This is a genomic window from Streptococcus sp. NSSLK0004 (assembly GCF_059039125.1).
Map to the genome: position 1 here is coordinate 1912203 of NZ_CM180142.1, position 25861 is coordinate 1938063.

The window sequence follows — 25861 nt, forward strand, 5'->3', positions numbered from 1 at the left end:
AATAGTTAACATCAAATCGAAACAAACTGAATTGAACACGGACTAAGGACTGTGAGAAAAAGACGCACCTACCTTGACCCTAAAGGCTCTACGTTAGGCTTCCTATTTTCTCTTTGTCCTTTACGTCCTTTGTATCTTGTTACTTCATCAACATCTTAAGAGCTGATTTGATGTAGTTTTCAGCGGTATCGGTTGTGCCGTCGAAGAATTTCTTAATCTTCTTGAGTTCAACTGGTCGGTAGCCAAGTGCCTCCATAGCTTCCATAGCTTCATCTAGGGCAATGTTTTCACTAGCAGGTGCTGCTGGTTGAACAGGGCCTGCCTCTTCACTCATGACAAACTTGCCTTCTAAGTCCAAAATCATCTGCTGGGCTGTTTTCTTGCCAATCTTTGGAAACTTGGTCAGGTAGGTAATGTTCTTCTGGTCAATAGCACGAACAAGCCCGTCATTATCATCGACAGCAATGATAGCCAAGGCCGTCGTCGGACCAATCCCTGAAACCGAAATCAGACTGAGAAAAACAGACTTCTCCGCCTCAGACGAAAATCCATAGAGTAAGTGTGCATCTTCACGAATCACTTGGTGAGTATAAACAGTTACTTCCTGCTGAACCTGCCCTGAATACGCATAGGGATTGGCTACTTGCAAGAGATAGCCAACTCCGTGGGTTTCCACCACAATATATTTTGCGGTGATTTTTGTTAGAACTCCTTTGATATAGTCGTACATATATTTCCTTTACTAATTTGTCAACGATTTAATATTTCCCCAATTCCCTCAAACTGGTGTGATTTTCCTGAATGCGACGGAACATTTTTTCCATGTCCGACTTGCTAAAGTGTACCAAGACAGGTCGGCCATGCGGGCAGTTATAAGGATTTTGACAATGCGATAATTGCCGCAATAAGTCGCGTGCTGAATAGTCATCCAAGGCATGATTAGCCTTTATGGACCGTTTACATGACATCATAATGGCCAATTCTGCTCGGTATTGCTTGATTGACACCTGATCTGTCAATAGTAACATATCACACATCTCATAAATGCCAGACTCAATTTCCTCTTCCTTCATCCAAATTGGATGTTCACGTAAGATGAATTGGTTGACACCGTATTCTTCCAAGTTGACACCAACTTGACGCAACGCATCCATTTTATGTGCAAGATTAAGGGCATCATTTTGAGGAAATTCAAAGATATAGGGCACTAAGAGTTGCTGGGCAGAGTTATCTACCTGACCAATCTTTTCACGATAATATTCATATTTGACTCGTTCTTGTGCGGCGTGCTGATCGATGATATAGAGCCCAGTTTTTCCTTGTGCAAACAGGTAAGTACCGTGCATCTGCCCAAAGTATTCCAATTCTGGAAAAGTCGAGGTTTCTTCCTGATCCAGCTTGTCTGCCAATTTAGCCAATTCTTTATTGGATAGGGCTGGATGCTCCAAATCCTCATCATTTTCTTCTTGCCGTTGGGCGAATTTGATATTGACAACTTTGTCAACTTGGCTTATCTCTTCTGTCAACTCCTTGTCTTCTTCCAGAGGCTTGATGTCTTCTGCAACCACCTCTGGTTTGAGGTAGAAGTCCTGCTTAACAATGTCATAGTAGAGATTGCTTTCCTTGAGTGGCAAGGTGACCTGCTCTGCTTTGACCTTGGTACGCGTACTAGATTGAGCTAGGTTTTCAAGGGCATCAGGAATCAAGTCCTGTTCCTTGAGAGCCTTGATAATAGCCTCACGAATCAGGGTCATGAGTTCCTTTTCCTTGGAGATGCGGACCTCTTGCTTAGTCGGATGGACATTGACATCAGCAAGGTAGGGGTCAATTTCAATAGAAATAACCGCTAATGGAAAGCGCCCCACCATGAGCTTGCTTCCGTATCCCTCCAAAATCGCTCGATTGAGGAGGAAATTCTTGATATAACGACCATTGATGAAAATAGAAATATAATTGCGGTTAGCACGGGTCAATTCCGGCAGAGAAACATAGCCAGAAACATGAAAATCCAAGTCTTCCGCTTCGATTTCTACCATTTTTTTAGCAGAAGCAATCCCATAAATGCCTGAAATCGCTTGGCGGAGTTTGCCTGTTCCAGCAGTTGCCAGTAATTCCCTATCTTCATTCACCAAAGTAAAGGCAATTTCGGGGTGGGCAAGGCTCAAGCGGTTAATAATATCCGCTATATGCGACAGCTCTGCCTGCTGACTACGGACATACTTGAGACGGGCAGGGGTATTGTAAAACAAATCCGCAACCCGTATCTGTGTGCCAACCGGACGGCTGATTGGCTCCTCCGACTCAATGACGCCGCCCTTTGCTTCCATACGAAGTCCGTGGGCGTGATCTGCCGTAGCTGTTTCAATCATCATGTGACTGACAGATGCGATGGACGGCAGTGCTTCGCCACGGAAACCTAAGGTCCGAATCCGAAAAAGGTCTGCCTGATTTTTTATCTTGCTAGTCGCGTGACGGCGAAGCGCCAAGGCCACTTGGTCAGGGGCAATTCCTTCTCCGTTATCTGTGATTTGAATGGTTTTAAGCCCTGCTTCTTCGATACGAATCTCAATTTGACTAGCACCTGCGTCAATCGAGTTCTCTACCAACTCCTTGACCACACTGGCTGGACGTTCAATCACCTCGCCCGCCGCAATCTGGTTGGCTAAGATTTCTGGTAATTCTATAATTTGTGCCATATGATTCTTCCCTGTCTGTTAATACTCCTATTATACCACAAAGCAAAAGCAGTCCCTATTTGGACTGCTGCTGGTTTTTCCAAAGGAAGTAGAGGTTAATCGAACAGGCAACGATAATCACCACAGACCACAAGAGGTTGAATACGGATGCCCGATTGATATTATAAATCATATAAAGTAGATTGTAGCCGACAGCCACACTATATAAAATTGCTAGAAAAATTTTCATAAAACACTCCAATCTTAGTGCTTTATTATACCACAAATTCATCTAGACCTACAATCTCCCGTTGATCTCCTTGATGTGCCGCTCCATTTTCCGATAATTTAGGAAAAATAGCAGAGCGTAAATCAAGATAAAAATAAACCAGAAAAAGAGGAGGGCACCAAGTTTCACAGGAAACCAGCCAGCCAAAATACTCAGCGGTGTGAAAACTAAAGCTGTGATGCTAAAATGCGTTGCCGTCATTCGCAGAAGACTCCACTCCTGTTCAAAAATCCTTTCTGCTAGCTGAAACAGGAGACCAATTGCTGCCCAAATCAGCACACAAATAAACATGACGGTTACCTGATTAAACGTACTCAGGTAGTAAGCCCCCATGGTTGAGTGTGGGTTAACTGGCAAATAATAGCCTTCGCCAAAGAAACCTGCCATAACGATTGAAATCAAACTGCCAATTGCAATGCCTTGACTGGCTGATGAGATGTATTTTTTCATAGTCCTAACCTTTCTTTAATGAGCTTGAGATAGCGACGGGATGAGTAGGTGACTGACCCATTTTTCATGACCAGTTTGACGAGCCCATTGGCTGTCAGTTTGAGGTGGTCTATTTGCTTGATATGGATAATCTCCGACTGAGAAATCTGCAAAAAGTTTGCAGGCAACTCTTCCTTGACCTGATACAAGCGTAGGTTGGAAATGAAAGAATCCTCCTCCGTTTCCACCTGCAAAACCTTGCCTTCCAGGTAAAGACGCACAATATTGGTATAATCTACAAAATAGACCTCTTCTCCTTTTTTGACCGTCAAACAGGAAGTTTGCTTGTCTAAGTTTTGGATATAGGTAACTAAGTGCGAAATTTTCTCTGAAATCTCTCTTGCTTCAATGGTCACCAAGTCTTCTAAAATGTCTGGTGAAATGTCTAGTTTTACTTTCATCTTCTCTCCTTTCTATCCCTATTAAACACCTTTCTTAGCAACCTTTCAAGAGCTTTTGGCTATGTGGTTGTTTCAGTGAGCTAGACGGTAAAAAAGCCAGAACAATCGTCCTGACTTCATTTACTTTACAATTTCTTCTTCAACTCTGCCACAGCCATCATGACTTCCATGGGGGTCATATTGTAGATGTCTAAACTAGCCAGCTCTTCGAGAACTGGGTGAGAAGGCTGTTCAGCAAAAAGGTCTAGTTGACCAAAGTCATGCTGACTGATTGGTTCTGCCTGACTAGGCTGGGCTGACGGAACTGGGCTAGTTGGTGCAGTCGGCGCTTGGTTTTCAAGCGTCTGCAAAATACTATCTGCCCGCTTCAATAAGTCCTCTGGCATTCCCGCAATCTTAGCCACATGAATCCCGTAGGACTTATCTGCTGGTCCCTTGGCAATCTTATGGAGGAAGGTGACCTGTCCATCTCTCTCCAAGGTTGAAACATGGACGTTTTCGAGGTGGGCCAAAGTCTGACTGAGATCTGTCAATTCATGGTAGTGGGTGGCAAAAAGAGTTTTCGCCCCAATCTTATCATGAATGTACTCGATAATAGACTGAGCCAAGGCCATACCGTCGTAGGTAGCCGTTCCTCGACCAAGCTCGTCAAAGAGAATGAGCGACCGCTCGGTGGCCAGACGAACAGCCTTATTGGCCTCCATCATTTCCACCATAAAGGTGGATTGACCGCTGACTAGGTCATCTGCCGCCCCGATGCGAGTGAAAATGGCATCAAAAATCGGTAACTCAGCCTGATCTGCAGGCACATAGGAACCCATCTGAGCCATAATGACAATGACTGCCAACTGCCGCATGTAGGTGGATTTACCACTCATGTTTGGACCTGTAATCAGCTGCATGTGCGTATCAGTGCCTAAGTGAATAGAGTTCGGAATATAGGTCTGCTTGCCCATAACCTTCTCCACCACCGCATGACGACCACGGTCGATAGTCAATTCCCTCCGCTCTGTAAAACGTGGGCAGACCAAATGTTGCTGCTCCGCCACAACTGCAAAAGCCTGAAGAACATCGATGGTCGCAATGGTCCGAGCTAATTTCTGCAAACGACTGATATACTTTTCAACTTCCTGACGAATCCGCATGAAAATCTCGTATTCCAGATTAGCCGACTTATCACGCGCCTCCAACATCTGCCCTTCAATTTTAGCCAACTCTTCCGTTCCATAGCGCTCCGAGTTTTTCAGAGTCGCCTTACGGAAAAAATGACTCGGCACATTGCCCAGATTTGAATTGGTCACATGGAAATAGTAACCGTCTTTTTTATTGTAATCAATCTTAAGATTGTTGATACCAGACGCTTCACGCTCCTTGGCCTCAATCTCCGCAATCCAACCCGCTCCCTCACGCATGACCAGACGGTACTGATCCAGCGTTTCGTCAAAGCCCGTACGGATGATGTTTCCATCTGTGATGGTCCCTTGGGCTTCTGGGTCAATAGCAGAGCTGATGAGAGCATGTAGTTCTGGAATTGGGTCCAGACCAGCTACCAGATTGCCTAGAGCAGGCTCATTGATTTGTTGCAAGATGTTCTTAATAGCTGGGACATTTCCCAAAGTCTGGGAGAGTTGTAAGAGATCCTTGGGCATAGTTTTTCCAAAAGATACCCGACTGGCCAAGCGTTCGATGTCATAGACACCTTTTAAAGCCTCGACCAAGTCACTCCGTTCAAAGAAGTAATCCAGAAAAACCTGCACAACAGCCTGACGATTCTCAATCCGCTTAAGGTCAATCAATGGACGGTCAATCCATGTCCGCAATAGTCGCATACCCATGGCTGTCCTTGTTTCGTCTAGCAACCAGTACAAACTACCATGCTTCTTTCCTGTCCGACCATTTTCAAGCAAATCCAAGCTTGACTTAGACGCATAGTCCATTTGCAAATAGTCCTTGATTTCATAGTGGACCACCTTCTGTAAATGGCTCAAATCCCGCATCTGCGTCCGATGAAGGTAGCTAAGGAGTTTGCCAGCCGCAGCCTTTTCCAAGTCTGTCAAGGAGCTGTCAATCAAGTGTAAATCTTCTGTCAACTCATCTTCAAAAGAAAGGAGCAAGTTCATCTGATTAGAAAAAACTTGTTCTTCCTCCTCCGACAGAGCATAGCCGATGACCAATTCACGCGCACGCAGATTGCGGATTTCACCGCAAAGACTGGTGAAATCATCTAGGCTCGTCACAAAAAACTGCCCTGTTGATACATCCATGTAAGAGAGTGCAAATTGTACACCTTGACGATCAATCGTCACCAGATAGTTGCTGTCGGCTCCCATTTTGGACGAATCCAAGACAGTCCCTGGAGTGATTATCTGCACCACTTCGCGTTTAACAACTCCAACAGCCTGCTTGGGATCTTCCATCTGCTCAGCAATAGCAACCTTATGCCCCAACTCAACCAGCGTGTCAATATACTGCTGGGCCGCATGATAGGGAACACCTGCCATGGGAATGGGATTTTCCGCATTCTTATTCCGGCTGGTCAAAGATAATTCCAAAATCTGTGCAGCTTCTACCGCATCGTCATAAAATAATTCATAAAAGTCGCCCATACGAAAGAGCAAAAAAGCATCTGGATAGTTTGCCTTAATGTCCAGATACTGCTGCATTCCAGGGGAAATTTTTTCTGTTCCCATTCTCCCTCTCAATCTAAGAAACTTTTGATTTCTTCCTCAATTTCTTGAGCCGCAGTTTCATCACTACATATCACCAAAAGAGTATCCGCTCCTGCCAAGGTCCCAAGTATTGTCTCTGGTTTTTCTGCATCAATGATATTGGCCATTAAGGCCGCCTCTCCCAAATCCGAATGCAGGACCAATATAAAACTTGCTCGCTCCACTTTGTAGGCATACTGAGCGAGAAGTTGACTAAAATCTGTTACATCTTCCTTGTCTGGCAAAGCATAGTAGGCCTCCCCATTTTCATAAAGTTTAACTAATCCCAGCTCTCGCAAATCACGTGACAGGGTCGTTTGCGTAACCGTAATCCCTCTCTGCTTCAAGCTCTCCTGAATATCTGCTTGACGACCAATTTTTTCCTGACGAATCATCATCTTGATTAACTCATGACGTTCTTGCTTATTCATCTTCTTACCTCAGAATGTATAATTATTAAACATTATAACATTTTTACCATATCTTGTGGCAAATTATGGTAAAATAGAAACAATGAATCCGGAGGTATGATTATGAATCAAAAACAAGTCATTGCAGAAAGACTGGCTGCCATCCTTCCGAGTTTGGATATTGAAGCCATCTACAATCTGCTAGAAAAACCAAAATCATCCGAAATGGGCGACATCGCCTTTCCTGCCTTTTCACTCGCAAAAGTAGAACGAAAAGCTCCTCAGGCTATCGCAGTGGAAATTGTTGAAAAACTTGATACAACTGGCTTTGAGAAGGTAGTCGCAACTGGTCCTTATGTCAACTTCTTCTTGGACAAGGCAGCTATTTCCCACCAAGTCTTGACAAATGTCATTACTGAAAAAGACCAATACGGTAAACTCAACATCGGTCAAGGTCACAATGTCACCATTGATATGTCTAGCCCAAATATTGCCAAGCCTTTCTCAGTTGGTCACTTGCGTTCAACCGTTATCGGCGATGCCCTTGCCAATATCCACGCAAAACTCGGCTACAATCCAATCCGCATCAACCACTTGGGTGATTGGGGCAAACAATTTGGTATGTTGATCGTTGCCTACAAGCTATGGGGAGATAAAGCTGCGGTCGAAGCAGACCCAATTTCAGAACTCCTCAAACTCTATGTTCGTATCAATGCGGAAGCTGAAGAAAAACCTGAACTCGACGAAGAAGCACGCCAATGGTTCAAGAAATTGGAAGATGGTGACCCAGAAGCACAAGAACTATGGCAATGGTTCCGTGACGAAAGTTTGGTCGAATTCAACCGTATCTACGACAAACTTGATGTGACGTTTGACAGCTATAACGGCGAGGCTTTCTACAACGACAAGATGGACGAAGGTATCCAAATCTTAGAAGAAAAAGGACTTCTTCAAGAATCTAAAGGTGCGAAAATTGTTGACCTTGAAAGCTACAATCTTCCACCAGCACTCATCATGAAGACAGATGGTGCAACACTTTACATCACACGTGACATGGCAACAGCTATGTACCGCAAACGCACCTACGATTTCGTGAAAAGTATCTATGTCGTTGGTCAGGAGCAAATCAACCACTTCAAACAACTCAAGGCTGTCTTGAAAGAAATGGGCTTCGACTGGAGCGATGACATGACCCATGTCACCTTCGGTCTAGTAACCAAAGACAAGAAAAAGCTCTCTACTCGTAAAGGAAACATCATCCTGCTCGAACCAACTCTTGACGAAGCTATTTCACGCGCCCTTACTCAAATCGAAGCTAAAAACCCTGATCTTGAAAACAAAGAAGAAGTGGCGCACGCAGTTGGTGTCGGAGCCGTTAAGTTTTACGATCTCAAGACCGACCGTGACAACGGCTACGACTTCGACCTCGAAGCCATGGTTTCCTTTGAAGGTGAGACAGGTCCTTATGTGCAATACGCATACGCCCGCATCCAGTCTATCTTGCGCAAAGCCAATTTTGTTCCAAACGCAGAAAATGACTACAAACTAGCTGACGCAGAAAGCTGGGACATCATCAAGCACATCCAAAACTTCTCAGCTGTTGTAGAACGTGCTGGTGACAAATTTGACCCATCCCTTATTGCAAAATACGCTATCAACCTAGCTCAAGCCTTCAACAAGTACTACGCACATACTCGTATCTTGGATGAAAGCCCAGAGCGTGACAGCCGTCTAGCGCTTGCTTACGCAACAGGTGTTGTCCTCAAAGAAGCGCTTCGTCTTCTTGGCGTAAAAGCACCAGAGAAAATGTAAAGAAAAAGACCCAGACGGGTCTTTTTATCATGAGCTTGAAAACGAGAGACCTACACAGGTCCTGTTATTAAATATCTGTTGCATTAGTTACCATACTTGGCACTTCTTTGGGTTTACGAAGCAAGAAGAAGACTGTCAAGCCAAAGTAAATTACAAAGAATATAGTACCAACGATAAAGGTTCCTAAGGCAGTAGCTTCCAATGTTACACGCAAGGTTTCATTGGCAATACCCGCATAAAGACCTTTGGTCGTCACATAAGCATATACTGCCTGAATCAATGTTCCAAACAAGTAACCGATATAGACATAGGAAGCCAACTCGTTTTTCTTTTGGAAAAGAAAAACAATCGTTACAATAAGAGCAAGTAAAAGTAAGATAGCAAAAACCTTATAAAAGATGCCTACTTGTGCTTCTAATAAGCTTTTATAGAGTGATAATAACTCTTCTTTCGTCCCAACCCCCAGGCTAGACTGCTGTTCCGCAAGTACCTCAGCCGCAGCCGGATTTGTAAAGAAAGCACTCCATACACGATTAATAAGGGTAGCAATAGTCGATAAAGTGACAAAAATATACAAATGAATTGGTCTTTTCATACAAACACCTCCTAATTTTAGTTTTATTCTACTCCAAAAACTATGCTTTGTCAATGTGATTATGCGATCAAGCTTCTATTTCATTTATTAATATGATATAATAAATAAAACAAAACTAATGGAGGTATGGTTATGAAACATTTTAGAAAATACTACTGGCTTTACCTATATCTATACCTACTCTTCTATCTTTTTGTGAAAATTCTCTTCCCTGACTTCGCTAATATCCTAGCTGCTATCGGTTTCTGGAGCTTTGTCGCCGCTCTACTCTATACCATCCACTACTGGATTAGCTACTGGCTCTACGTTCGTAAACAGAAACATAAAGGAGTGAGCAATAATGAATGATATCCTACAATTACTATCTATTACCATCTTCACTTCCTTGACTATCTACGCCATGTCTGCTTGGGAGAAATACTGGGAACAGGGAAATGATGATTAGTGAATAGTCCTTATAGAACAACTCCTCTAAGTCAGACTTAGAGGAGTTGCATTTTTTATGTTAAGGAAAGATATTGGAAAGTCCAAAAACCAATTGATGATTACGATTCTTGAATCTTCATCCTCCAAACATATCGCAAGCCTTTACAAAAAGAGACCGGGCTCAAGTCCAGTCTCGCTTCTCAGGGTTCGTATCAACATCTCAGCGCAGTGGTTGATTGGCAGATTTGTTCGTATTTCATACTCCAAATCTGACCTAATCAACTGTGCGGGGGGTGAGAAGACGAACTCTTTTTTAGCCGATTGAGTTCTTTCTCTCTCCCTCTGTAGTTTCTTGTTCAGTAGCTTTTGCAAGAACATTCTCACGTCGATAAGTTACTGTCAAATCAAGCAAGTCAGCTTCAATAGCTGGGGTTAGTTGGTCAGCAGTCATCCGCCAGGTCCAGTTGCCACCGAGGGTGTTTGGTAGGTTCATACGGGCTGATCCATCCAAACCAAGCAAATCTTGCATGGTAGCCACAGCCATAAAGGCTGGAGAGCCGAACAGCATACGGAACATGGCGTGATTAATTGATTCATCATCACGACGATTGCTGTACTTGTCTAAAAAGTCACGTGATTCTTCGGTCGTTTCATTCTCATACCAACCAAGAATGGTATCGTTATCGTGCGTACCTGTATAAGCTACGACATTATTGCGGTGGTTGTGTGGCATTTCAATGCTGTCACCCTCAGGGTCAAAGGCAAACTGCAAGACCTTCATGCCTGGGAAACCGGTCGTTTCACGCAGTTGAATAACCTTGTCTGTCACAGTCCCCAAATCTTCAGCAATGATGTTCAAATCACCCAAGTGATACTTGATGGTTTCAAAAAGTTCAAAACCTGGTGCTTCAACACGGTAGCCATTGATAGCTGTTTCTTCTCCGGCAGGAATTTCCCAGAAAGAAGCAAAACCGATAAAGTGGTCGATACGGACCATGTCGTAAATCTTGAAGGATTCTCTTAAACGGGCTACCCACCAAGTGAAGCCGTCATGCTTCATAGCTTCCCAGTCGTAGATAGGATTCCCCCAAAGCTGACCGATTTCTGAAAAGGCATCTGGCGGACAACCTGCAACCACGCTCGGCTTCCCTTCTTCATCAGTCTTGAAGAAATGAGGATTGGCCCACATATCCGCAGAATCAGCAGCGATATAAATAGGCATATCTCCAACAAACTCGATCCCTTTGGCATTGGCGTAAGCCTTCAAAGCATGCCACTGGCTAAAGAATAAATATTGGGTAATACGGTGGTAATCCATCTGTTCTGCCAAGAGATGACGGTAATACTCCAAAGTGTCATGGTAACGCAAACGAGCTCCCTGATCCTCCCAGTCCGTCCAAGGTTTGAGGTCAAAATGCTCCTTGATAGCCATGTATTCCGCAAAAGTGTGCAACCAAAAACCATTTTCCCACAAGAAGACATCATATTCTTCTGGCAAGCCTTGTGCCTTCATATTCGCCACAGCCTTTTCTAAGACAGGACGACGGCCATGAAAGACCTTGGCATAATCAACCTCTGTATCCTTGTCACCAAAGTCAATACCTGCTACATCTGCCTCTGTCAACCAGCCTTTTTCAATTAAAAAATCAAAGTCAATAAAATGAGTATTGCCTGCAAAAGCAGAAAATGATTGATAAGGCGAATCGCCATAACTGGTTGTACCTAAAGGCAAAATCTGCCAGTAGCGTTGCTTGGTTCTTTCTAAGAAATCAACAAAATCATAGGCAGCCTGTCCCATGGAACCAATGCCGTATTTTCCTGGTAGAGATGAGATGTGCATCAACACACCACTTTGGCGTTCTTTCATAATATTCCCCTATTTCTTTCTAAAAAAATATATAAAAAATACACGCAAACGATTGCTTTGTTCCATTATATAATGATAGCGCTAACAAATCAAGTGTTTCTTGTTCATTTCATACATTTTTTCTTATTCCCTCTCATTTTTCTTCTATTGTAGGAAATATATTTTGAGATATACGCTAAAAAAAATTAAAATTTTTTACGAAAAGTACTTGCAAGCGGATACATTTTGGTGTATAATGATAACAGTTTAAGAAAACGTTTGCGTTGATGCGACGTTATATCAATCAATTTTATTCTTGGAGGGAATAATATGAAACACAAATTGCTCAAAGGCGCTGCTCTTCTTGCAGCTTCAACTGCTGTTCTTGCAGCTTGCTCTTCAAACTCATCAAACTCTACTGATGCAGGTAAAACATTGACTGTTTATGTCGATGAAGGCTACAAAGAATACATCGAAGCTGCTGCAACTGAATTTGAAAAAGACAATGACGTTGACGTAACCGTAAAAACTGGTGACGCTTTGACTGGTTTGGACAACTTGTCCCTTGATAACCAATCTGGCTCAGCTCCAGACGTGATGATGGCACCATACGATCGCGTAGGTAGCTTGGGATCAGAAGGACAATTGAGTGAAGTCAAACTCGCTGAAACAAGTAAAGTCGACGATACAACAACTGCGCTTGTTACCAATGACGGAAAAACTTACGGTTCTCCAGCAGTTATCGAAACACTTGTTCTTTACTACAATAAAGACTTGATTTCTGAAGCACCAAAAACATTTGCTGAATTGGAAGAACTAGCTAAAGATAGCAAGTACGCTTTCGAAGGCGAAGATGGTAAAACAACTGCTTTCTTGGCTGATTGGACAAACTTCTACTACACTTACGGTTTGTTAGCTGGTTACGGTGGCTATGTATTCGGTGATAACGGTACAGATGCCTCTGATGTCGGTCTTGCTAACGATGGTTCTGTTAAAGCGATTGAATACGCTAAAACTTGGTACGAAAAATGGCCTCAAGGTCTCCAAGACGGGACAGCTGCTAACAACTTGATCAATACGCAATTTACTGAAGGTAAAGCTGCTGCAATCATCGAAGGCCCATGGAAAGCTGCATCTTACAAAGAAGCAGGTGTGAACTATGGTGTTGCAACTATTCCTACACTTGTAAATGGCAAAGAATACGCTGCATTCGGTGGTGGTAAAGCTTGGATAATTCCAACAGGCTCTCAAAACCCTGAAATGGCGCAAAAATTCGTAGACTACCTAACTTCTACTGACCAACAAAAAGCACTTTACGATGCTACAAACGAAGTTCCTGCTAACACAGAAGCACGTGAATATGCTGTATCTAAAAACGATGAATTGACAACTGCGGTTATCAACCAATTTACATCAGCTCAACCAATGCCAAACATCTCTGAAATGAGTACTGTTTGGGAACCAGCTGGTAACATGCTCTTCGAAGCTGCAAGTGGCGCTAAAGACGCTAAAACAGCTGCGACTGATGCGGTTGCGTTGATCAAAGATACCATTGCACAAAAATACGGTGAATAATAATGGTAAGTAAAGCAGGACTGGTCTCCCAGTCCTCTTTATTTATACAGACTTGTTTGCTATAATAGAGGAAGTAGATAGAATTATTTGGCACTCTATCTCCCTCATACCAAATAAGGAGTTTTATGATGACAAAACAAAATCCAGGTAAGGCACTACTCTTGTCCCTTATCCCAGGCCTAGGTCAGATTTATAACAAGCAAAAAGCCAAAGGATATATCTTCTTAGGAGTATCTGTTGCTTTTCTAATTTACTTTATAGCTATCGCATCGGGTGAACTTAACAACCTCGTCACACTTGGAGACATGCGCGGTCGTGATAATTCACTCTTCATGTTGATTCGTGGTTCCTTCCACTTAATTATCACCGTCGTTTATCTGGCTTTCTACGCCTTGAACTTGAAAGATGCTCGCGATACAGCTAAACGTTGGAATGAAGGTATTCCTGTTGCGACTTCCCTTAAGGATATGGTTAAAGGAATTTACGAGAATGGATTCCCATATCTCTTGATTATTCCTTCCTACATTGCAATGACTTTTGCAATTATCTTCCCTGTTGTTGTAACGCTTTTTATCGCCTTTACCAACTATGACTTCCAACATTTGCCACCAGGAGCACTCTTGGATTGGGTAGGCTGGACCAACTTTACAAATATCTGGAAATTGAGCACTTTCCGTGCAGCCTTTGGTTCTGTCTTGTCTTGGACCATTATCTGGGCCCTCTGTGCGTCAACTGCTCAGATTGTGATTGGTATCTTGACAGCGATTATTGCGAACCAACCTTTCATCAAAGGAAAACGGATTTTCGGTGTTATCTTCTTGCTCCCTTGGGCTGTACCTGCTTTCGTGACTATCTTGACTTTCAGTAATATGTTCAACGATAGTGTCGGTGCTATTAACACACAAGTATTGCCATTCTTGAGCAAATTCTTGCCATTTATCGATAACTTCTTGATTCCTTGGAAAACTGACCCATTCTGGACCAAGGTTGCCCTCATCATGATGCAGGCTTGGCTTGGTTTCCCTTACATCTACGTATTGACCTTGGGTATTTTGCAGTCTATTCCAAATGATTTGTACGAAGCAGCTTATATTGACGGTGCAAGTCCGATTCAAAAATTCCGTAGCATCACCCTGCCAATGATTTTGGCGGTAGCTGCTCCAACTCTTATCAGCCAATACACCTTCAACTTCAACAACTTCTCTATTATCTACCTATTCAACAACGGTGGTCCTGGTAGTGTCGGTGGTGGAGCTGGTTCAACTGATATCCTAATTTCTTGGATTTATAAGTTGACAACTGGTACTGCTCCGCAGTATTCAATGGCAGCAGCGGTTACGCTGATTATCTCAATGATTGTCATCAGTATTTCCATGATTGCCTTCAAGAAACTAAATGCCTTTGAAATGGAGGACGTGTAAAATGAAATTATCTGTAAAATTTAGACGTCGTCTTAACCAGACTTTAACCTATCTCTACTTGATTACCCTTTCGGTTATCATCATTTACCCACTCTTGATTACGATTTTATCTGCCTTCAAGTCTGGTAACGTGGTGGCTTTCAAGTTAGACGGCAATGTCAACTTTACCCTTGAAAACTTCAGTAAACTCTTTAGTGAAACCCTCTACGGCACTTGGTACCTCAATACCTTGATTATCGCCTTGATTACCATGACTGTTCAGACCAGCATCGTAGTCCTTGCAGGTTACGCTTATAGCCGTTACAACTTCTTAGCTCGTAAGCAGAGTTTGGTCTTCTTCTTAATTATTCAAATGGTGCCAACCATGGCAGCTCTTACTGCCTTCTTCGTTATGGCCCTCATGCTCAATGCACTCAACCAAAGCTGGTTCCTCATCTTCCTCTATGTCGGTGGTGGTATCCCAATGAATGCTTGGCTCATGAAAGGTTACTTCGATACGGTGCCAATTTCCCTCGATGAATCTGCAAAACTAGACGGTGCTGGTCACTTCAGACGTTTCTGGCAAATCGTTCTCCCTCTTGTTCGTCCTATGATTGCGGTACAAGCACTCTGGGCCTTCATGGGACCTTTTGGAGATTACATCCTATCCAAATTCTTGCTTCGTGAGAAAGAATTCTATACAGTTGCCGTTGGTCTTCAAACCTTCATCAGCGATGTGAAAAACTTGAAGATTGCTTACTTCTCAGCAGGTGCAATTCTGATTGCCCTTCCAATCTGTATCTTGTTCTTCTTCCTACAAAAGAACTTTGTATCAGGTTTAACAAGTGGTGGCGACAAGGGGTAACCTTGTCCCACCTTTTCCCTTTTCTTAAGGGAAGCAGAAATATTTATGAAAGAAATGATTTATGTTCCCTTATCCTTTTTCTTATTTTGCTAGTATTTTTCAGTCAAGAAAGATTTTTGCCAATCGCCAAATCTTGACTCTTTGGCAACGTATTTTTACAACAATTTTCTTAATTTCCCTCTTAATCATTCCTGCTTCCTTGCAGCCCCTAGAGTTAACTACCTATCCTATGGAAAACTTTGTAGAGGGGGTGTATTCTCCTCTAACAGACGAAGTTGTGGCTGATATGAAACAATATGCTCGGATTGAAAATGGCCAGTTCAGCTATACCGGAACTACCAGCTATGACCAAGTAACATTTGGGAATAGCGTGAGCGATACTAATGATTTTTCCTACCAATTTGCTCAAAATCAGCTTATCATCCGCAAAGGAAGTGATATTTTGACAGAATTGTCTTACGATAGTTTTGCAACTTCCAGCTTCGATAGCAAATCTAACCTAACTGCAAGTATCTCTCAAGGCTGGTTTAATAGCAATCGCCTGCTGATTAGTTTGTCTATTACCCTAGTCTCTGCTGTGATTTTAGCAACCAATTTTCTCTTTATCTTGTTAGGGGCTAGTTTCTTCCTCTTTTTAACCAAGAAGTCTCGCTTCTTCCAAATCGGTTCCTTCAAGGAAGCCTATAATCTCTCTCTTAACTGTTTGGGATTACCAACCTTGATTGCTTGTTTGATTGGGATTTTTGGTCAACCTGTCACAACCGTTCTGACAGTGCAAAATATTTGCTTTGTACTAATCTTGATTTGGGTCTTTTTCAAAACACGATTTAGGGACGAATAAGATTGTCTATCATTCCATTTTATCTTAGAAAGGATTAGGAGGTTTGTATGCGTGCCACTATTAAAGACGTCGCTAAGTTGGCTGGAGTTTCTCCATCAACTGTTACACGGGTCATTCAAAACAGCTCTGCTATTAGCCGAAAAACCAAAGATACAGTACGAAAGGCTATGCAAGAACTTAACTACCACCCAAATCTCAATGCGCGAAGTTTGGTTTCCAGCTATACACAAGTTATTGGACTAGTTTTGCCAGATGATTCGGATGTCTTCTATCAAAACCCCTTCTTTCCAACAGCACTACGAGGAATTGCCCAAGTAGCTGCCGACTATAATTACGCCATTCAGATTAGCACTGGGAAAAACGAGGAGCAACGTTTAGAAGCTATTTCCCAAATGGTCTATGGTAAACGAGTTGACGGATTGATTTTTCTTTACTCCAAACCAGACGATCCCGTGGTTCAACTAGCTATTCAGCACAATTTTCCATTCCTCATTTTAGGGAAGGCTGCCTCCCCTTTTGTCTCTCTAGTTGATAACGACAATATTCAAGCGGGATTTGAAGCGACTACCTACTTCATTAACCAAGGTTATAAGAATATCGGATTTGTAGCTGGTAACAAAGAATTGGTTGTATCTCAAGACCGTTATCAAGGCTATAAAAATGCTCTAAAATCACATAATATCTCTTTAGATGAAAATAAGGTTAAGTTTGTATCTGGCTTCCTTTTGGAAGACAGCTCTTATAAAATCTCTAAAAAATTACTTAAACAGGAGATTGATGCTATCGTAACGACAGATACTATGGTAGCCGAAGGTATTGTCAAGTACCTCAACGAAGTTGGAATCAAACTGCCGGTCATTTCTTTTGACTCTGTCAAACCAAAATTAGATATTGAAGCCTACGTTGATGTTCATGCAATAAAACTAGGACGTGTAGCCTTCAATACTCTTCACCAAATTATTGCCGATAGCAAAGACGGTAAGCAGGTGTGCTACCGTCGGGTTATCCCTCATACTATTACAGAACTTTAATCTTAGAAAGGAGCCTTTTGGCTCATGGCACTACGTGAATTTCAAACATTTCTTGACGATGATGCAACGATTCGTCTGGTCATGGAAAAGCGATTTGATTGCGATTCCATGACCTTTACATTGGAAAGCTCTGACAATGAAGAAGAGCTGTCTATCCATTCTCGTCTAGAGACAGACTGTGAAGTCATTTACTACTTGACTAGCTTACATGCACTAAATTTAGAAACAGATTACCTTGTCTATGACCAGGATCGCAATGCTGTAGAATTAGGTTACGGAGCGATTGTCCGATCTGCTCGATTTGAAAAAAAATTTACCTATTCAGGAGACGATTTGGGAGCTAGCTACCGACCTGAGCAGACTTCTTTTAAGTTTTGGGGACCTATTTCCAAAGCTGTCTTTGTTGTGATTGAAGGTCAACCTCATGCCATGACTTTGACAAAAAAAGGGGTGTGGCAAACCCAGGTAGCAGGGGATTTAGAAGGACAATCCTACCATTATTTGCATAAAGTCAATGGCCAGTGGGTTGCTGTCCATGATCCCTATGCTCTTTCATCAAAAGCCAACTCTGGTGATAGTTATATCATCGATCTTAATAAATTAGCGACTCCTCGTCGCGCAAAAACACAACTCCCTATCTCACAAGCAATTATCTATGAGATGAGTATTCGTGACTTTTCCCAACAAAAAGAAGCTGGCTTTCAACACCGTAGTCAATTTGCTGGACTAACTGAATCGCCTGTCCTTGATGGAATGAAATTGGGGATGGATTATATCAAAGATTTAGGAGTGACTCATATCCAACTCCTTCCCCTCTATGATTTTGGAAGTGTGGATGAGAAGAAACCTCAAGCTGTCTATAATTGGGGTTACGATCCTGTCCAATACAATGTTCCTGAGGGTTCTTTCTCCAGTCAGCCAGATGACCCTTACGCCCGCATTCGTGAACTACAGACAGCCATTCAAGCCTATCATGATGCGGATATTTCGGTTATTATGGACGTCGTCTACAACCACGTCTATCATGCAGAAGAATATGCTTTTGAACGCATTGTTCCTGGATATTTCTACCGCTACAATCAAGATGGCTTCCGTACAGACGGAACCTTCTGTGGCAACGATGTAGCAAGTGAGCGCAGTATGGTACGCAACTATATCAAGCAATCCCTCCGCCAATGGACCAAGCTCTATGGCTTTGATGGTTTTCGTTTTGACCTCATGGGTATCTTGGATATCCAGACCATGAATGAAATTGCTACTGAACTAAAAGAACTTCATTCTAACATCTATCTTTATGGCGAAGGTTGGAAAATGGAGACAGGTTTAGAGTTTGATAGACTAGCTCACCAGTACAATGCTGATCAAATGGAAGCAATTGGATTCTTCAACGATGATTATCGTGACACCTTCAAAAAACTGCTGCTCAATCCACAACGATTGATTGAAAAGAATCTACATGAAAAAATCCAACATCTTTTAGCTGGTAGTCATTATAGCCACTTCCTTTCACCAAATCAGTCACTCAACTATCTAGAATGCCATGATAATGCCACTGTCTTTGACTACTTTCATATAGAAAATCCTGACTGGTCTAACCATCAGCAAAAGCGGGCTGCAAGCTTTGGTCTTCAACTCATCTTAGTTTCACAAGGATTAGCTTTCATCCATGCTGGTCAGGAATTTTTCCGAACAAAAGATGAAATTGACAACACCTACAATGTAACAGATGACATCAACCGCTTAGATTGGACTCGTGCAGTACGTTACCAAGAACATATCGACTACATTAAATCTCTAATTGCCTTACGTAAAGAACACCCAGAGCTCAGCTATGCTGACTACTCCAGTATTGAGAAATCCTGTGATTTTTACTGGTTAACAGAGTTTGTTCTTCGTTATCAGGTAACTACTGAAACTGGAGTTCTGCAATTCATTATCAACTTTGCCGACAGCGACTTTAATTATGAAAAAGAAGAAGATAAAACTATTCTCTTCTCTTACCCAGAGGTATCAAATCCTCATCAAGAAAAACTAACCTTAGCAGGACAAACCATCTGCATTTTAAAAGGTTAAAAAATACTATTACAATAAGAAAATACCTCTGAAAATAGAGGTATTTTCTTATTGTAATACATCATAGCATAGCTCCATCGTTTAGTTGACTAAGGCTATAATCTTTTTACCAATGCGTTCAATATCATTCTGCAAACCGCGTAATTCAAAGTTATCAATGACTGGAAAACCGAAACGCTCTGCATATTGCTTAGCAGTTAAACAATATTGGTGATTAAAATTTCGATTGCCTGAGCCAACGACGCCCAGACAAAATTTAACATTGTCCCCAAAAGCGATAAAATCTCCTAGAGGATTTGTCAAAATCTCTACATCCCCGTTATCAACACCATTTCCACCTTCTAAATAGGTAGGTAGAAAAGCAACAAACGGCGCATCAAGCTGATAGAAGGGAATATCTTCCTTAACCAAGTCCTTGACATGAACTAATTCAATCTCCCAATCTGTTTGAAACTGAAAAAAAGACTTCAACCGTTTGACAAAACTTTCTGTATTGCCGCTCAAACTAATATAAACCAAGTATATTTTCTTCATATATTCCCTCTTCATAATAAAAACACTACATGTAGATTGTAAATATTATTTTACTCCTACATCTAGTGCTTTGTCAATTATTCACTTTCCACAAAACGACCAATAATATTGACGTTATCAGCTACCGATACAAAGGCTTGGGGATCTGCTTTTTTCATAATTTGCTTAAAATCGCTAAACTCAGCACGAGTGATAATCGTAATCAAAACTGTCTTTTGTTCATGGTTATAAGCACCCTCAGCACCATTGATAATGGTCACACCACGATTAAGTTTCTTATGAATCTTCTTAATCACTCTCTCTGGCTGATTGGTGATAATCATGGCCTGCATCCGCTTTTGTTTCACGAAAATAGCGTCTGTCATTCGACTGGATATAAAGAGTGCAACCATGGAATAAAGTGCATAAGGCCAACCAAAAGTCAGTCCTGCTATCAACATAATCATAATATTGACAATCAGGGAAATCGAACCAACTTGCCGGCCTGTCTTCTTACGAATGATGATAGAGACAATGTCTGTACCACCACTGGATACATTATTCCTCAGAGCGAAGCCAATTCCAGTTCCCAGCATAAGACCACCAAAAATAGCATTAACCAAAGGGTCTGTTGTCAGAGTGACTGGCGGCATGAATTGGATAAAGAGCGAACTGAAGGAAACTGTAATAAAGGTAAATATGGTGAATTTATAACCAATTTTGTACCAGGCCAAAATGAGCAAGGGAACGTTCAGACCATAGTATACCACCGCGATAGGTAGAGCCCAGCCTGCATAAGAAGCTGCCAGTGCAGAAACAATCTGGGCAAGACCTGTTACACCTGATGAATAGACATTTCCTGGACGGAAGAAGAAATTGACCGCAATACTAGATAGGAGCCCATAAATAATGGACCCCGATATCCGTTCAGCATATTTTTCTCGAGAAATTCCCGAAATGACCGACCAGAATTTATTTTTTCTAGCCTTTCTTAACAAGAGTATTCGCTGTTTTCTGAAAAATTTATTCATTTTCAAGTTCAATATTTAAAGCTAGTTCCTCTAATTGAGCTGATGCAACTGTACTTGGAGCCTGTGTCATTGGATCAGACGCCTTGTTATTCTTCGGAAAGGCGATGACTTCACGAATGTTGTCCTCGCCTGCTAATAACATCACGAAGCGGTCCAAACCGATAGCCAAGCCACCGTGTGGTGGGAAACCGTAGTCCATAGCTTCCAGTAGGAAACCGAATTGCTCATGGGCATCTTCCGCTGAGAAACCAAGGGCTTTGAACATCCGCTCTTGCATCTCTTTTTGGTTAATACGAAGACTACCTCCACCAAGCTCATAACCGTTTAAGACGATATCGTAAGCAACTGCACGTACTTGTGCCAAATCACCATCCAAGTGATGAGCCGTTTCTTCCGTTGGTAAGGTGAATGGGTGGTGGGCACTCATATAGCGTCCTTCTTCCTCTGACCATTCAAACATTGGCCAATCCACAATCCAAAGGAAATTGAATTTGCTTTCATCAATCAAGCCTTGTTCCTTGGCCAGTCGGTTACGCAAGGCTCCCAAGGTATTGTTGGCAACTTCCAATTCATCTGCTACAAACAGGACCAAATCCTTGTCCTCAAGTTGTAAACTTTCTGTCAATCTTGCTGCAATGCCTGTCAAGAACTTAGCAACTGGCCCAGCCAGCTCACCTTGGTCAACCTTGACCCAAGCAAGTCCTTTTGCACCGAATTGTTTTGCGTATTCTGTTATTTTTTCAATATCTTTGCGTGAGTAGCTATCTGCTGCACCCTTGACTACAATAGCTTTGACAACAGGTGCTTCAGAAAAGACTTTAAAGTCAACTTCCTTGACAACTTCTGTCAAGTCTTGTAACAGCATGTCAAAACGTGTATCAGGCTTGTCTGAACCATAGAAATTCATGGCATGGTCATAGGCCATACGAGGGAATGGCAAGGTCAATTCGATCCCTTTGGTATCTTTCAAGACCTTAGCAATCAAACCTTCTACAATATCCTGGATTTCAACTTCGTTCAAGAAGGAAGTTTCCAAGTCCACTTGTGTAAACTCTGGTTGACGGTCACCACGCAAGTCTTCATCACGGAAACACTTAACGATTTGGTAGTAACGGTCAAAACCTGCGTTCATCAAGAGCTGCTTGGTAATCTGTGGACTTTGAGGAAGGGCATAGAAATGTCCCTTGGAGACACGAGAAGGCACCAAGTAATCACGTGCACCTTCTGGTGTTGACTTGGTCAACATTGGTGTTTCTACATCGATGAACTCCAAATCATCCAAGTAATTGCGAATGCTGTGGGTTACAGCTGCACGCAATTTAAAGTTGTTGAGCATTTCTGGGCGACGAAGGTCCAAATAACGGTAACGGAGACGTGTATCGTCGCTTGCTTCAATGCCATCCTTGATTTCAAATGGTGTTGTTTTAGCTGTATTGAGAACTGTCAAGTTAGTTACCTGCAATTCAACAGCTCCTGTTGGGATGTTATCATTGGCTTGCTCACGCGCCACAACTGTTCCGGTCACTTCAATCACAAACTCACTACGAAGACTTTCGGCAGTTGCCATTACATCGCTGGCTACAACCTCTGGATTGATCACCAACTGCATAATGCCCTCACGGTCACGCAAGTCGATGAAAATCAAGCCACCTAAGTCACGGCGGCGACCAACCCAACCTTTCAGTGTAATTTCTTGTCCAATGTGCTCTTTACGAACACGTCCAGCATACATAGAACGTTTCATTTTCTTCCTCTTTTACTGATTTTATACCTATTCATTCTACCATAATTTGGCTGATTTTTGGGGGAAATTACCGAGAAAAATCTAAGAACCTGTACTCGCAGCCCAGCACTTCTATCTTAGGTTAGTTTTTCAGCCACTCGTCGTTCGTTTTTTTTCCAACATACTATCAGTATCCCTCAAAAACCACCTTTTCTATCAAACACTTTACTTATTTTTAAAAATCAGCCTTATAAAGCTGGTTTTTGATACAACATATCCAGATGAGGGATGTCGTCTTCCAAATAGGCTTGAGCTCCAATCTTAATCTGACCTTCCTTCAATTCCTGAACGATATAGTTGATTGCCTGCTCCATCATTGGTCTACCTAGACCCTTACCACGATGGCTTGGCTTGATCACCACACGCCCAATAGAAACTTCATCATAGCTCAGACCAGCTGGCAATATTCGCAAGTAGGCTACAAGCTCGCCATTATCTATTCCCAAAAAATGAAAACACTCCGGGTCCTTTCCATCTACTTCAGGATAGGGACAGGCTTTTTCAATTAAAAATTAAGTCTTTTAGTTTACTTTTAGTACAAGGAAACGAGCTGTAAGCTGTACTAAAGTACGGTAAAGCGAGTTCAAATAATCGTTGATTATTTGAAGTTGGAAATAAGGAAACGAAGTTTCCTCATTCGTCGAAGTAATAAAAGAAAAACTAAGAGACTGATACATCCGTTCTGAGTGTCAAGATACTGTAAAGTTCTTGTAAACTTAGTTGTTCAAATGCTTTTATTTCCCACTGCACGGTTGCCTCCTAAGGTAAAATGTTTCCTGCACTTTTATATATTTCATACCATTCTGGACGTGTCAAACTAATCTTGTTTGCCTGAGCAATTCTTGTTAAACGTTCTGGATTCATAGAGCCAACAATGGTCTGGATTTTAGCTGGATGTCGCAATATCCATGCCACTACGATTGTTTCATGTGAAACATTGTACCGCTCTGCTATTTCGCTAATGGTCTGATTCAAAGAAGCATAGCCTGGGTGATTAGCAAAAATACCTCTTTGCAAATCAATCAAGAAAGGTGACCAGGCTTGAATGGTGATTTTTTTCAACTGACAATAATCAAGCAGTCCTCCATCTCGCATGGTTGCCGCATCATCTTTCATGTTGACATGCAGCCCTGCATCAATCAGAGGAGTGTGAGCAGGGGATAGTTGCAGTTGATTGACCGCAAGCGGCTGGTCTAGATAGGACTGCAACAACTCCATCTGATATATATTTTGATTGCTGACTCCAAAGTGCTGAACTTTACCTGCTTTTTTCAAGTGATAGAAAGCTTCTGCCACCTCTTCAGCTTCCATAAGGGCATCAGGTCGGTGCAGGGCAAGGACGTCCAAATAATCTGTGTCTAACCGCTTGAGAATACCGTCCACAGACTCCAAAATATAGTCTTTTGAAAAATCAAAATAGCCCTTACGGATACCGCATTTTGATTGGAGGAAAATATTATCCCGTTTGATACCTGCGATTTTAGCCCCTTGAGCAAAGCGAATTTCTGACTCACCGCCACTGTAAATATCGGCATGGTCAAAAAAATTGATTCCCTGTCCAACCACTGTATCCAGAACTTTAGCGGTTTCCTTCTCTGTCAAATTCGCCATTCGCATACAGCCCAAAGCAATGCGGGAGACCTGTAAACCTGTCTGTCCTAATTCTTGCATTTCTATCACTCCTTTTCTGACACCATTATATACGAAAAAAGGTTGGGACAAAAGTCCTAACCTCTCTATTTTTAAAATTATTCCCAGGTATCCTAGTCAACTAATTTCTAATACACTAGTGAGAAAAAATTAACCAATCTCCTGTTAGCAATGCTCTTTTACAAGGTTTTTTTCTTCTGTGCCAGCTTACTGATACTAATTTCGATGGAATCACTGATACTTAACAAGGTGTCAATCACTTGTTTGTCTGAGAAACTCGAATCTAAATCAACATTGTAGGGCAATTCCAAGCTATTACTCTTTTTAATATTCTTAATGCTAACCAACTCTACATACTTACAAGTATTGATAAAAGTCGCTTCAAATAGCAATTCATAATCCAATTCCCTAGGTACTCGAATCGTGATATTCCGTCTAGTCTGGCTAACTGCTGTAAAGGAAGAATTTTCCAAAATCAGCAAAACGAGACAAACAAAGATGGTGAAAAGGGCAGCTAGGATGATAAATCCCATACCACAAGCCAAACCTATCCCTGTGGCAATAAAGACCATCAAGAGCTCCTTAGCTCCGCCTGCTGCTGAACGAAAACGAATCATTCCAAAGGTACCCGCAATCGCCACACTGGTCCCCAAGTTTCCGTTGACCATAAAAATAATCATGGTCATAAGAACCGGGAGAACGGTCAAGGTAATCACAAATTTCTTAGAATACAAGGTCTTGTATTTATAAACGACTGCAATAACTAGACCTAGTATCAAGCTAACCACTAAACTGGTTGCCAGCATAGATGGTTCTGCAGGGCCAGTATTTGTTTCAAAGATACTTTTAAACAATTGCTCTTTCAAAAATAATGTCCTCTTCTTGACTTTCTACTAACTTACGGTGCGCTGTCCCATATTTTGAAAATGACACGCGCTCCAGACCATATTTATCAATAATTGCTTGAAGCCAGTCTGGATAGGTTTCAGGTACCTTGATTTCCATAATAACCTGATTATCATCTAATAATGGATAGCCATATTTTCCTGCAAACAAATCCACATCATAATGACGGTAGAGAATATTTTGGTCAATCGTGATACGAACCTCCCTATCTTCAAGTCCCTTCATTGAAAAACGATCATAATAAATATACATCATCGGCTCAATCTTACCATAACGCTCACGTAGCTCTGCCATTGTTTCCAATAATACTGGATTACTAATGGTTTCATCTACTAGATTGTGGCTCATAAACTTCAAAACAGAATTTGGCTTGGAGGTCAGCCTATCCTTCAATCCAATTCCCTCTTCTTTCTTCTTGATTTCTAAGAAGACTTGACTATTTGGAGTTGGATGAGCATCATAGGTCCGCATACGAATTTTCTCACGTTTCCACAAACGATCTGCTGAGTCCTGAATCATCTGATACTGGCTTGTACCGTTAC

General features: G+C 42.0%; 23 protein-coding genes and 1 pseudogene. 8 read left to right on the forward strand and 16 right to left on the reverse strand.

Features of this window, described 5'->3' with window-relative positions; all coding sequences use genetic code 11:
* Positions 1-139 precede the first annotated feature (139 nt).
* From ruvA to argR, 7 genes are all read right to left on the reverse strand, one after another.
* Entirely contained in the window at positions 140-730 is a 591-nt protein-coding gene (ruvA, locus tag AC4CS8_RS09780) for a Holliday junction branch migration protein RuvA (protein ID WP_493892984.1), read from the reverse strand.
* Positions 731-758: 28 nt separating this feature from the next.
* Positions 759-2696 (reverse strand): DNA mismatch repair endonuclease MutL, encoded by a 1938-nt coding sequence (mutL, locus tag AC4CS8_RS09785; protein WP_493892985.1) that lies wholly within the window; start codon positions 2694-2696, stop codon positions 759-761.
* A gap of 55 nt (positions 2697-2751) precedes the next feature.
* Positions 2752-2925 (reverse strand): hypothetical protein, encoded by a 174-nt coding sequence (locus AC4CS8_RS09790; RefSeq protein WP_493892986.1) that lies wholly within the window; start codon positions 2923-2925, stop codon positions 2752-2754.
* Positions 2926-2973: 48 nt separating this feature from the next.
* Complete coding sequence (locus AC4CS8_RS09795) at positions 2974-3414, reverse strand: DUF3021 domain-containing protein (protein ID WP_493892987.1); 441 nt, start codon at positions 3412-3414, stop codon at positions 2974-2976.
* Complete coding sequence (locus AC4CS8_RS09800; protein WP_493892988.1) at positions 3411-3854, reverse strand: LytTR family DNA-binding domain-containing protein; 444 nt, start codon at positions 3852-3854, stop codon at positions 3411-3413. The genes AC4CS8_RS09795 and AC4CS8_RS09800 overlap by 4 nt, the downstream gene beginning before the upstream one ends.
* Positions 3855-3979: 125 nt before the next feature.
* Positions 3980-6544 (reverse strand): DNA mismatch repair protein MutS, encoded by a 2565-nt coding sequence (gene mutS / locus AC4CS8_RS09805; RefSeq protein ID WP_493892989.1) that lies wholly within the window; start codon positions 6542-6544, stop codon positions 3980-3982.
* 8 nt (positions 6545-6552) lie between these two features.
* Positions 6553-6993 (reverse strand): arginine repressor, encoded by a 441-nt coding sequence (argR, locus tag AC4CS8_RS09810; protein WP_493892990.1) that lies wholly within the window; start codon positions 6991-6993, stop codon positions 6553-6555.
* A 102-nt stretch (positions 6994-7095) separates the two neighbouring features.
* On the opposite strand from argR, the gene argS reads away from it, so the two are divergent.
* Positions 7096-8784: an arginine--tRNA ligase gene (gene argS / locus AC4CS8_RS09815; RefSeq protein ID WP_493892991.1), complete on the forward strand. Its 1689-nt coding sequence runs from the start codon at positions 7096-7098 to the stop codon at positions 8782-8784.
* A 67-nt stretch (positions 8785-8851) separates the two neighbouring features.
* Here the strand turns inward: argS and AC4CS8_RS09820 are convergent, their stop codons facing one another.
* Positions 8852-9379 carry an ABC transporter permease gene (locus tag AC4CS8_RS09820; RefSeq protein ID WP_493892992.1) on the reverse strand — a complete coding sequence of 176 codons (528 nt, stop codon included), beginning with the start codon at positions 9377-9379 and terminating at the stop codon, positions 8852-8854.
* A 132-nt stretch (positions 9380-9511) separates the two neighbouring features.
* On the opposite strand from AC4CS8_RS09820, the gene AC4CS8_RS09825 reads away from it, so the two are divergent.
* Positions 9512-9727, forward strand: coding sequence for a hypothetical protein (locus tag AC4CS8_RS09825; protein ID WP_493892993.1), 216 nt, complete (start codon positions 9512-9514; stop codon positions 9725-9727).
* A 391-nt stretch (positions 9728-10118) separates the two neighbouring features.
* Here AC4CS8_RS09825 and malQ read toward each other — a convergent pair whose 3' ends face one another.
* Positions 10119-11672, reverse strand: a complete 1554-nt coding sequence (gene malQ / locus AC4CS8_RS09830; protein ID WP_493892994.1) for a 4-alpha-glucanotransferase — start codon at positions 11670-11672, stop codon at positions 10119-10121.
* Between the two features lie 309 nt (positions 11673-11981).
* Here malQ and AC4CS8_RS09835 point away from each other — a divergent pair, with 309 nt between their 5' ends.
* The 6 genes from AC4CS8_RS09835 (at position 11982) to pulA (ending at position 19436) form a co-directional block, all read left to right on the forward strand.
* Complete coding sequence (locus AC4CS8_RS09835; protein WP_493892995.1) at positions 11982-13226, forward strand: extracellular solute-binding protein; 1245 nt, start codon at positions 11982-11984, stop codon at positions 13224-13226.
* A gap of 128 nt (positions 13227-13354) precedes the next feature.
* Positions 13355-14647: a sugar ABC transporter permease gene (locus tag AC4CS8_RS09840; protein WP_493892996.1), complete on the forward strand. Its 1293-nt coding sequence runs from the start codon at positions 13355-13357 to the stop codon at positions 14645-14647.
* A gap of 1 nt (position 14648) precedes the next feature.
* Positions 14649-15491 (forward strand): sugar ABC transporter permease, encoded by an 843-nt coding sequence (locus AC4CS8_RS09845; RefSeq protein ID WP_493892997.1) that lies wholly within the window; start codon positions 14649-14651, stop codon positions 15489-15491.
* A 61-nt stretch (positions 15492-15552) separates the two neighbouring features.
* Positions 15553-16332: a hypothetical protein gene (locus AC4CS8_RS09850; protein WP_493892998.1), complete on the forward strand. Its 780-nt coding sequence runs from the start codon at positions 15553-15555 to the stop codon at positions 16330-16332.
* Between the two features lie 47 nt (positions 16333-16379).
* Positions 16380-17363: a LacI family DNA-binding transcriptional regulator gene (locus AC4CS8_RS09855; RefSeq protein ID WP_493892999.1), complete on the forward strand. Its 984-nt coding sequence runs from the start codon at positions 16380-16382 to the stop codon at positions 17361-17363.
* A 24-nt stretch (positions 17364-17387) separates the two neighbouring features.
* Positions 17388-19436, forward strand: a complete 2049-nt coding sequence (gene pulA, locus AC4CS8_RS09860; RefSeq protein WP_493893000.1) for a type I pullulanase — start codon at positions 17388-17390, stop codon at positions 19434-19436.
* A gap of 81 nt (positions 19437-19517) precedes the next feature.
* Here the strand turns inward: pulA and nrdI are convergent, their stop codons facing one another.
* From nrdI to AC4CS8_RS09895, 7 genes and pseudogenes are all read right to left on the reverse strand, one after another.
* Positions 19518-19970, reverse strand: coding sequence for a class Ib ribonucleoside-diphosphate reductase assembly flavoprotein NrdI (nrdI, locus tag AC4CS8_RS09865; RefSeq protein ID WP_493893001.1), 453 nt, complete (start codon positions 19968-19970; stop codon positions 19518-19520).
* Positions 19971-20047: 77 nt separating this feature from the next.
* Entirely contained in the window at positions 20048-20986 is a 939-nt protein-coding gene (locus tag AC4CS8_RS09870) for a YitT family protein (protein ID WP_493893002.1), read from the reverse strand.
* Positions 20973-22724, reverse strand: coding sequence for an aspartate--tRNA ligase (aspS, locus tag AC4CS8_RS09875; RefSeq protein ID WP_493893003.1), 1752 nt, complete (start codon positions 22722-22724; stop codon positions 20973-20975). The genes AC4CS8_RS09870 and aspS overlap by 14 nt, the downstream gene beginning before the upstream one ends.
* A gap of 227 nt (positions 22725-22951) precedes the next feature.
* A pseudogene (locus tag AC4CS8_RS09880) lies at positions 22952-23275 on the reverse strand (GNAT family N-acetyltransferase); the annotation flags it as partial.
* Positions 23276-23522: 247 nt separating this feature from the next.
* Positions 23523-24434, reverse strand: coding sequence for an aldo/keto reductase (locus AC4CS8_RS09885; RefSeq protein WP_493893004.1), 912 nt, complete (start codon positions 24432-24434; stop codon positions 23523-23525).
* Between the two features lie 158 nt (positions 24435-24592).
* Positions 24593-25279 carry a DUF4956 domain-containing protein gene (locus AC4CS8_RS09890; RefSeq protein WP_493893005.1) on the reverse strand — a complete coding sequence of 229 codons (687 nt, stop codon included), beginning with the start codon at positions 25277-25279 and terminating at the stop codon, positions 24593-24595.
* The gene (locus AC4CS8_RS09895; RefSeq protein WP_493893006.1) at positions 25260-25838 is read right to left on the reverse strand and encodes a polyphosphate polymerase domain-containing protein; all 579 of its coding nucleotides are present in this window, start codon (positions 25836-25838) and stop codon (positions 25260-25262) included. Before AC4CS8_RS09895 ends, AC4CS8_RS09890 begins: the two co-directional genes overlap by 20 nt.
* Positions 25839-25861 lie beyond the last annotated feature (23 nt).

Coding starts and splice junctions, on each gene's coding strand:
- ruvA (WP_493892984.1), bottom strand. CDS start 730: ATGTACGACTATATCAAAGGAGTTCTAACAAAAATCACCGCAAAATAT.
- mutL (WP_493892985.1), bottom strand. CDS start 2,696: ATGGCACAAATTATAGAATTACCAGAAATCTTAGCCAACCAGATTGCG.
- AC4CS8_RS09790 (WP_493892986.1), bottom strand. CDS start 2,925: ATGAAAATTTTTCTAGCAATTTTATATAGTGTGGCTGTCGGCTACAAT.
- AC4CS8_RS09795 (WP_493892987.1), bottom strand. CDS start 3,414: ATGAAAAAATACATCTCATCAGCCAGTCAAGGCATTGCAATTGGCAGT.
- AC4CS8_RS09800 (WP_493892988.1), bottom strand. CDS start 3,854: ATGAAAGTAAAACTAGACATTTCACCAGACATTTTAGAAGACTTGGTG.
- mutS (WP_493892989.1), bottom strand. CDS start 6,544: ATGGGAACAGAAAAAATTTCCCCTGGAATGCAGCAGTATCTGGACATT.
- argR (WP_493892990.1), bottom strand. CDS start 6,993: ATGAATAAGCAAGAACGTCATGAGTTAATCAAGATGATGATTCGTCAG.
- argS (WP_493892991.1), top strand. CDS start 7,096: ATGAATCAAAAACAAGTCATTGCAGAAAGACTGGCTGCCATCCTTCCG.
- AC4CS8_RS09820 (WP_493892992.1), bottom strand. CDS start 9,379: ATGAAAAGACCAATTCATTTGTATATTTTTGTCACTTTATCGACTATT.
- AC4CS8_RS09825 (WP_493892993.1), top strand. CDS start 9,512: ATGAAACATTTTAGAAAATACTACTGGCTTTACCTATATCTATACCTA.
- malQ (WP_493892994.1), bottom strand. CDS start 11,672: ATGAAAGAACGCCAAAGTGGTGTGTTGATGCACATCTCATCTCTACCA.
- AC4CS8_RS09835 (WP_493892995.1), top strand. CDS start 11,982: ATGAAACACAAATTGCTCAAAGGCGCTGCTCTTCTTGCAGCTTCAACT.
- AC4CS8_RS09840 (WP_493892996.1), top strand. CDS start 13,355: ATGACAAAACAAAATCCAGGTAAGGCACTACTCTTGTCCCTTATCCCA.
- AC4CS8_RS09845 (WP_493892997.1), top strand. CDS start 14,649: ATGAAATTATCTGTAAAATTTAGACGTCGTCTTAACCAGACTTTAACC.
- AC4CS8_RS09850 (WP_493892998.1), top strand. CDS start 15,553: ATGTTCCCTTATCCTTTTTCTTATTTTGCTAGTATTTTTCAGTCAAGA.
- AC4CS8_RS09855 (WP_493892999.1), top strand. CDS start 16,380: ATGCGTGCCACTATTAAAGACGTCGCTAAGTTGGCTGGAGTTTCTCCA.
- pulA (WP_493893000.1), top strand. CDS start 17,388: ATGGCACTACGTGAATTTCAAACATTTCTTGACGATGATGCAACGATT.
- nrdI (WP_493893001.1), bottom strand. CDS start 19,970: ATGAAGAAAATATACTTGGTTTATATTAGTTTGAGCGGCAATACAGAA.
- aspS (WP_493893003.1), bottom strand. CDS start 22,724: ATGAAACGTTCTATGTATGCTGGACGTGTTCGTAAAGAGCACATTGGA.
- AC4CS8_RS09885 (WP_493893004.1), bottom strand. CDS start 24,434: ATGCAAGAATTAGGACAGACAGGTTTACAGGTCTCCCGCATTGCTTTG.
- AC4CS8_RS09895 (WP_493893006.1), bottom strand. CDS start 25,838: ATGATTCAGGACTCAGCAGATCGTTTGTGGAAACGTGAGAAAATTCGT.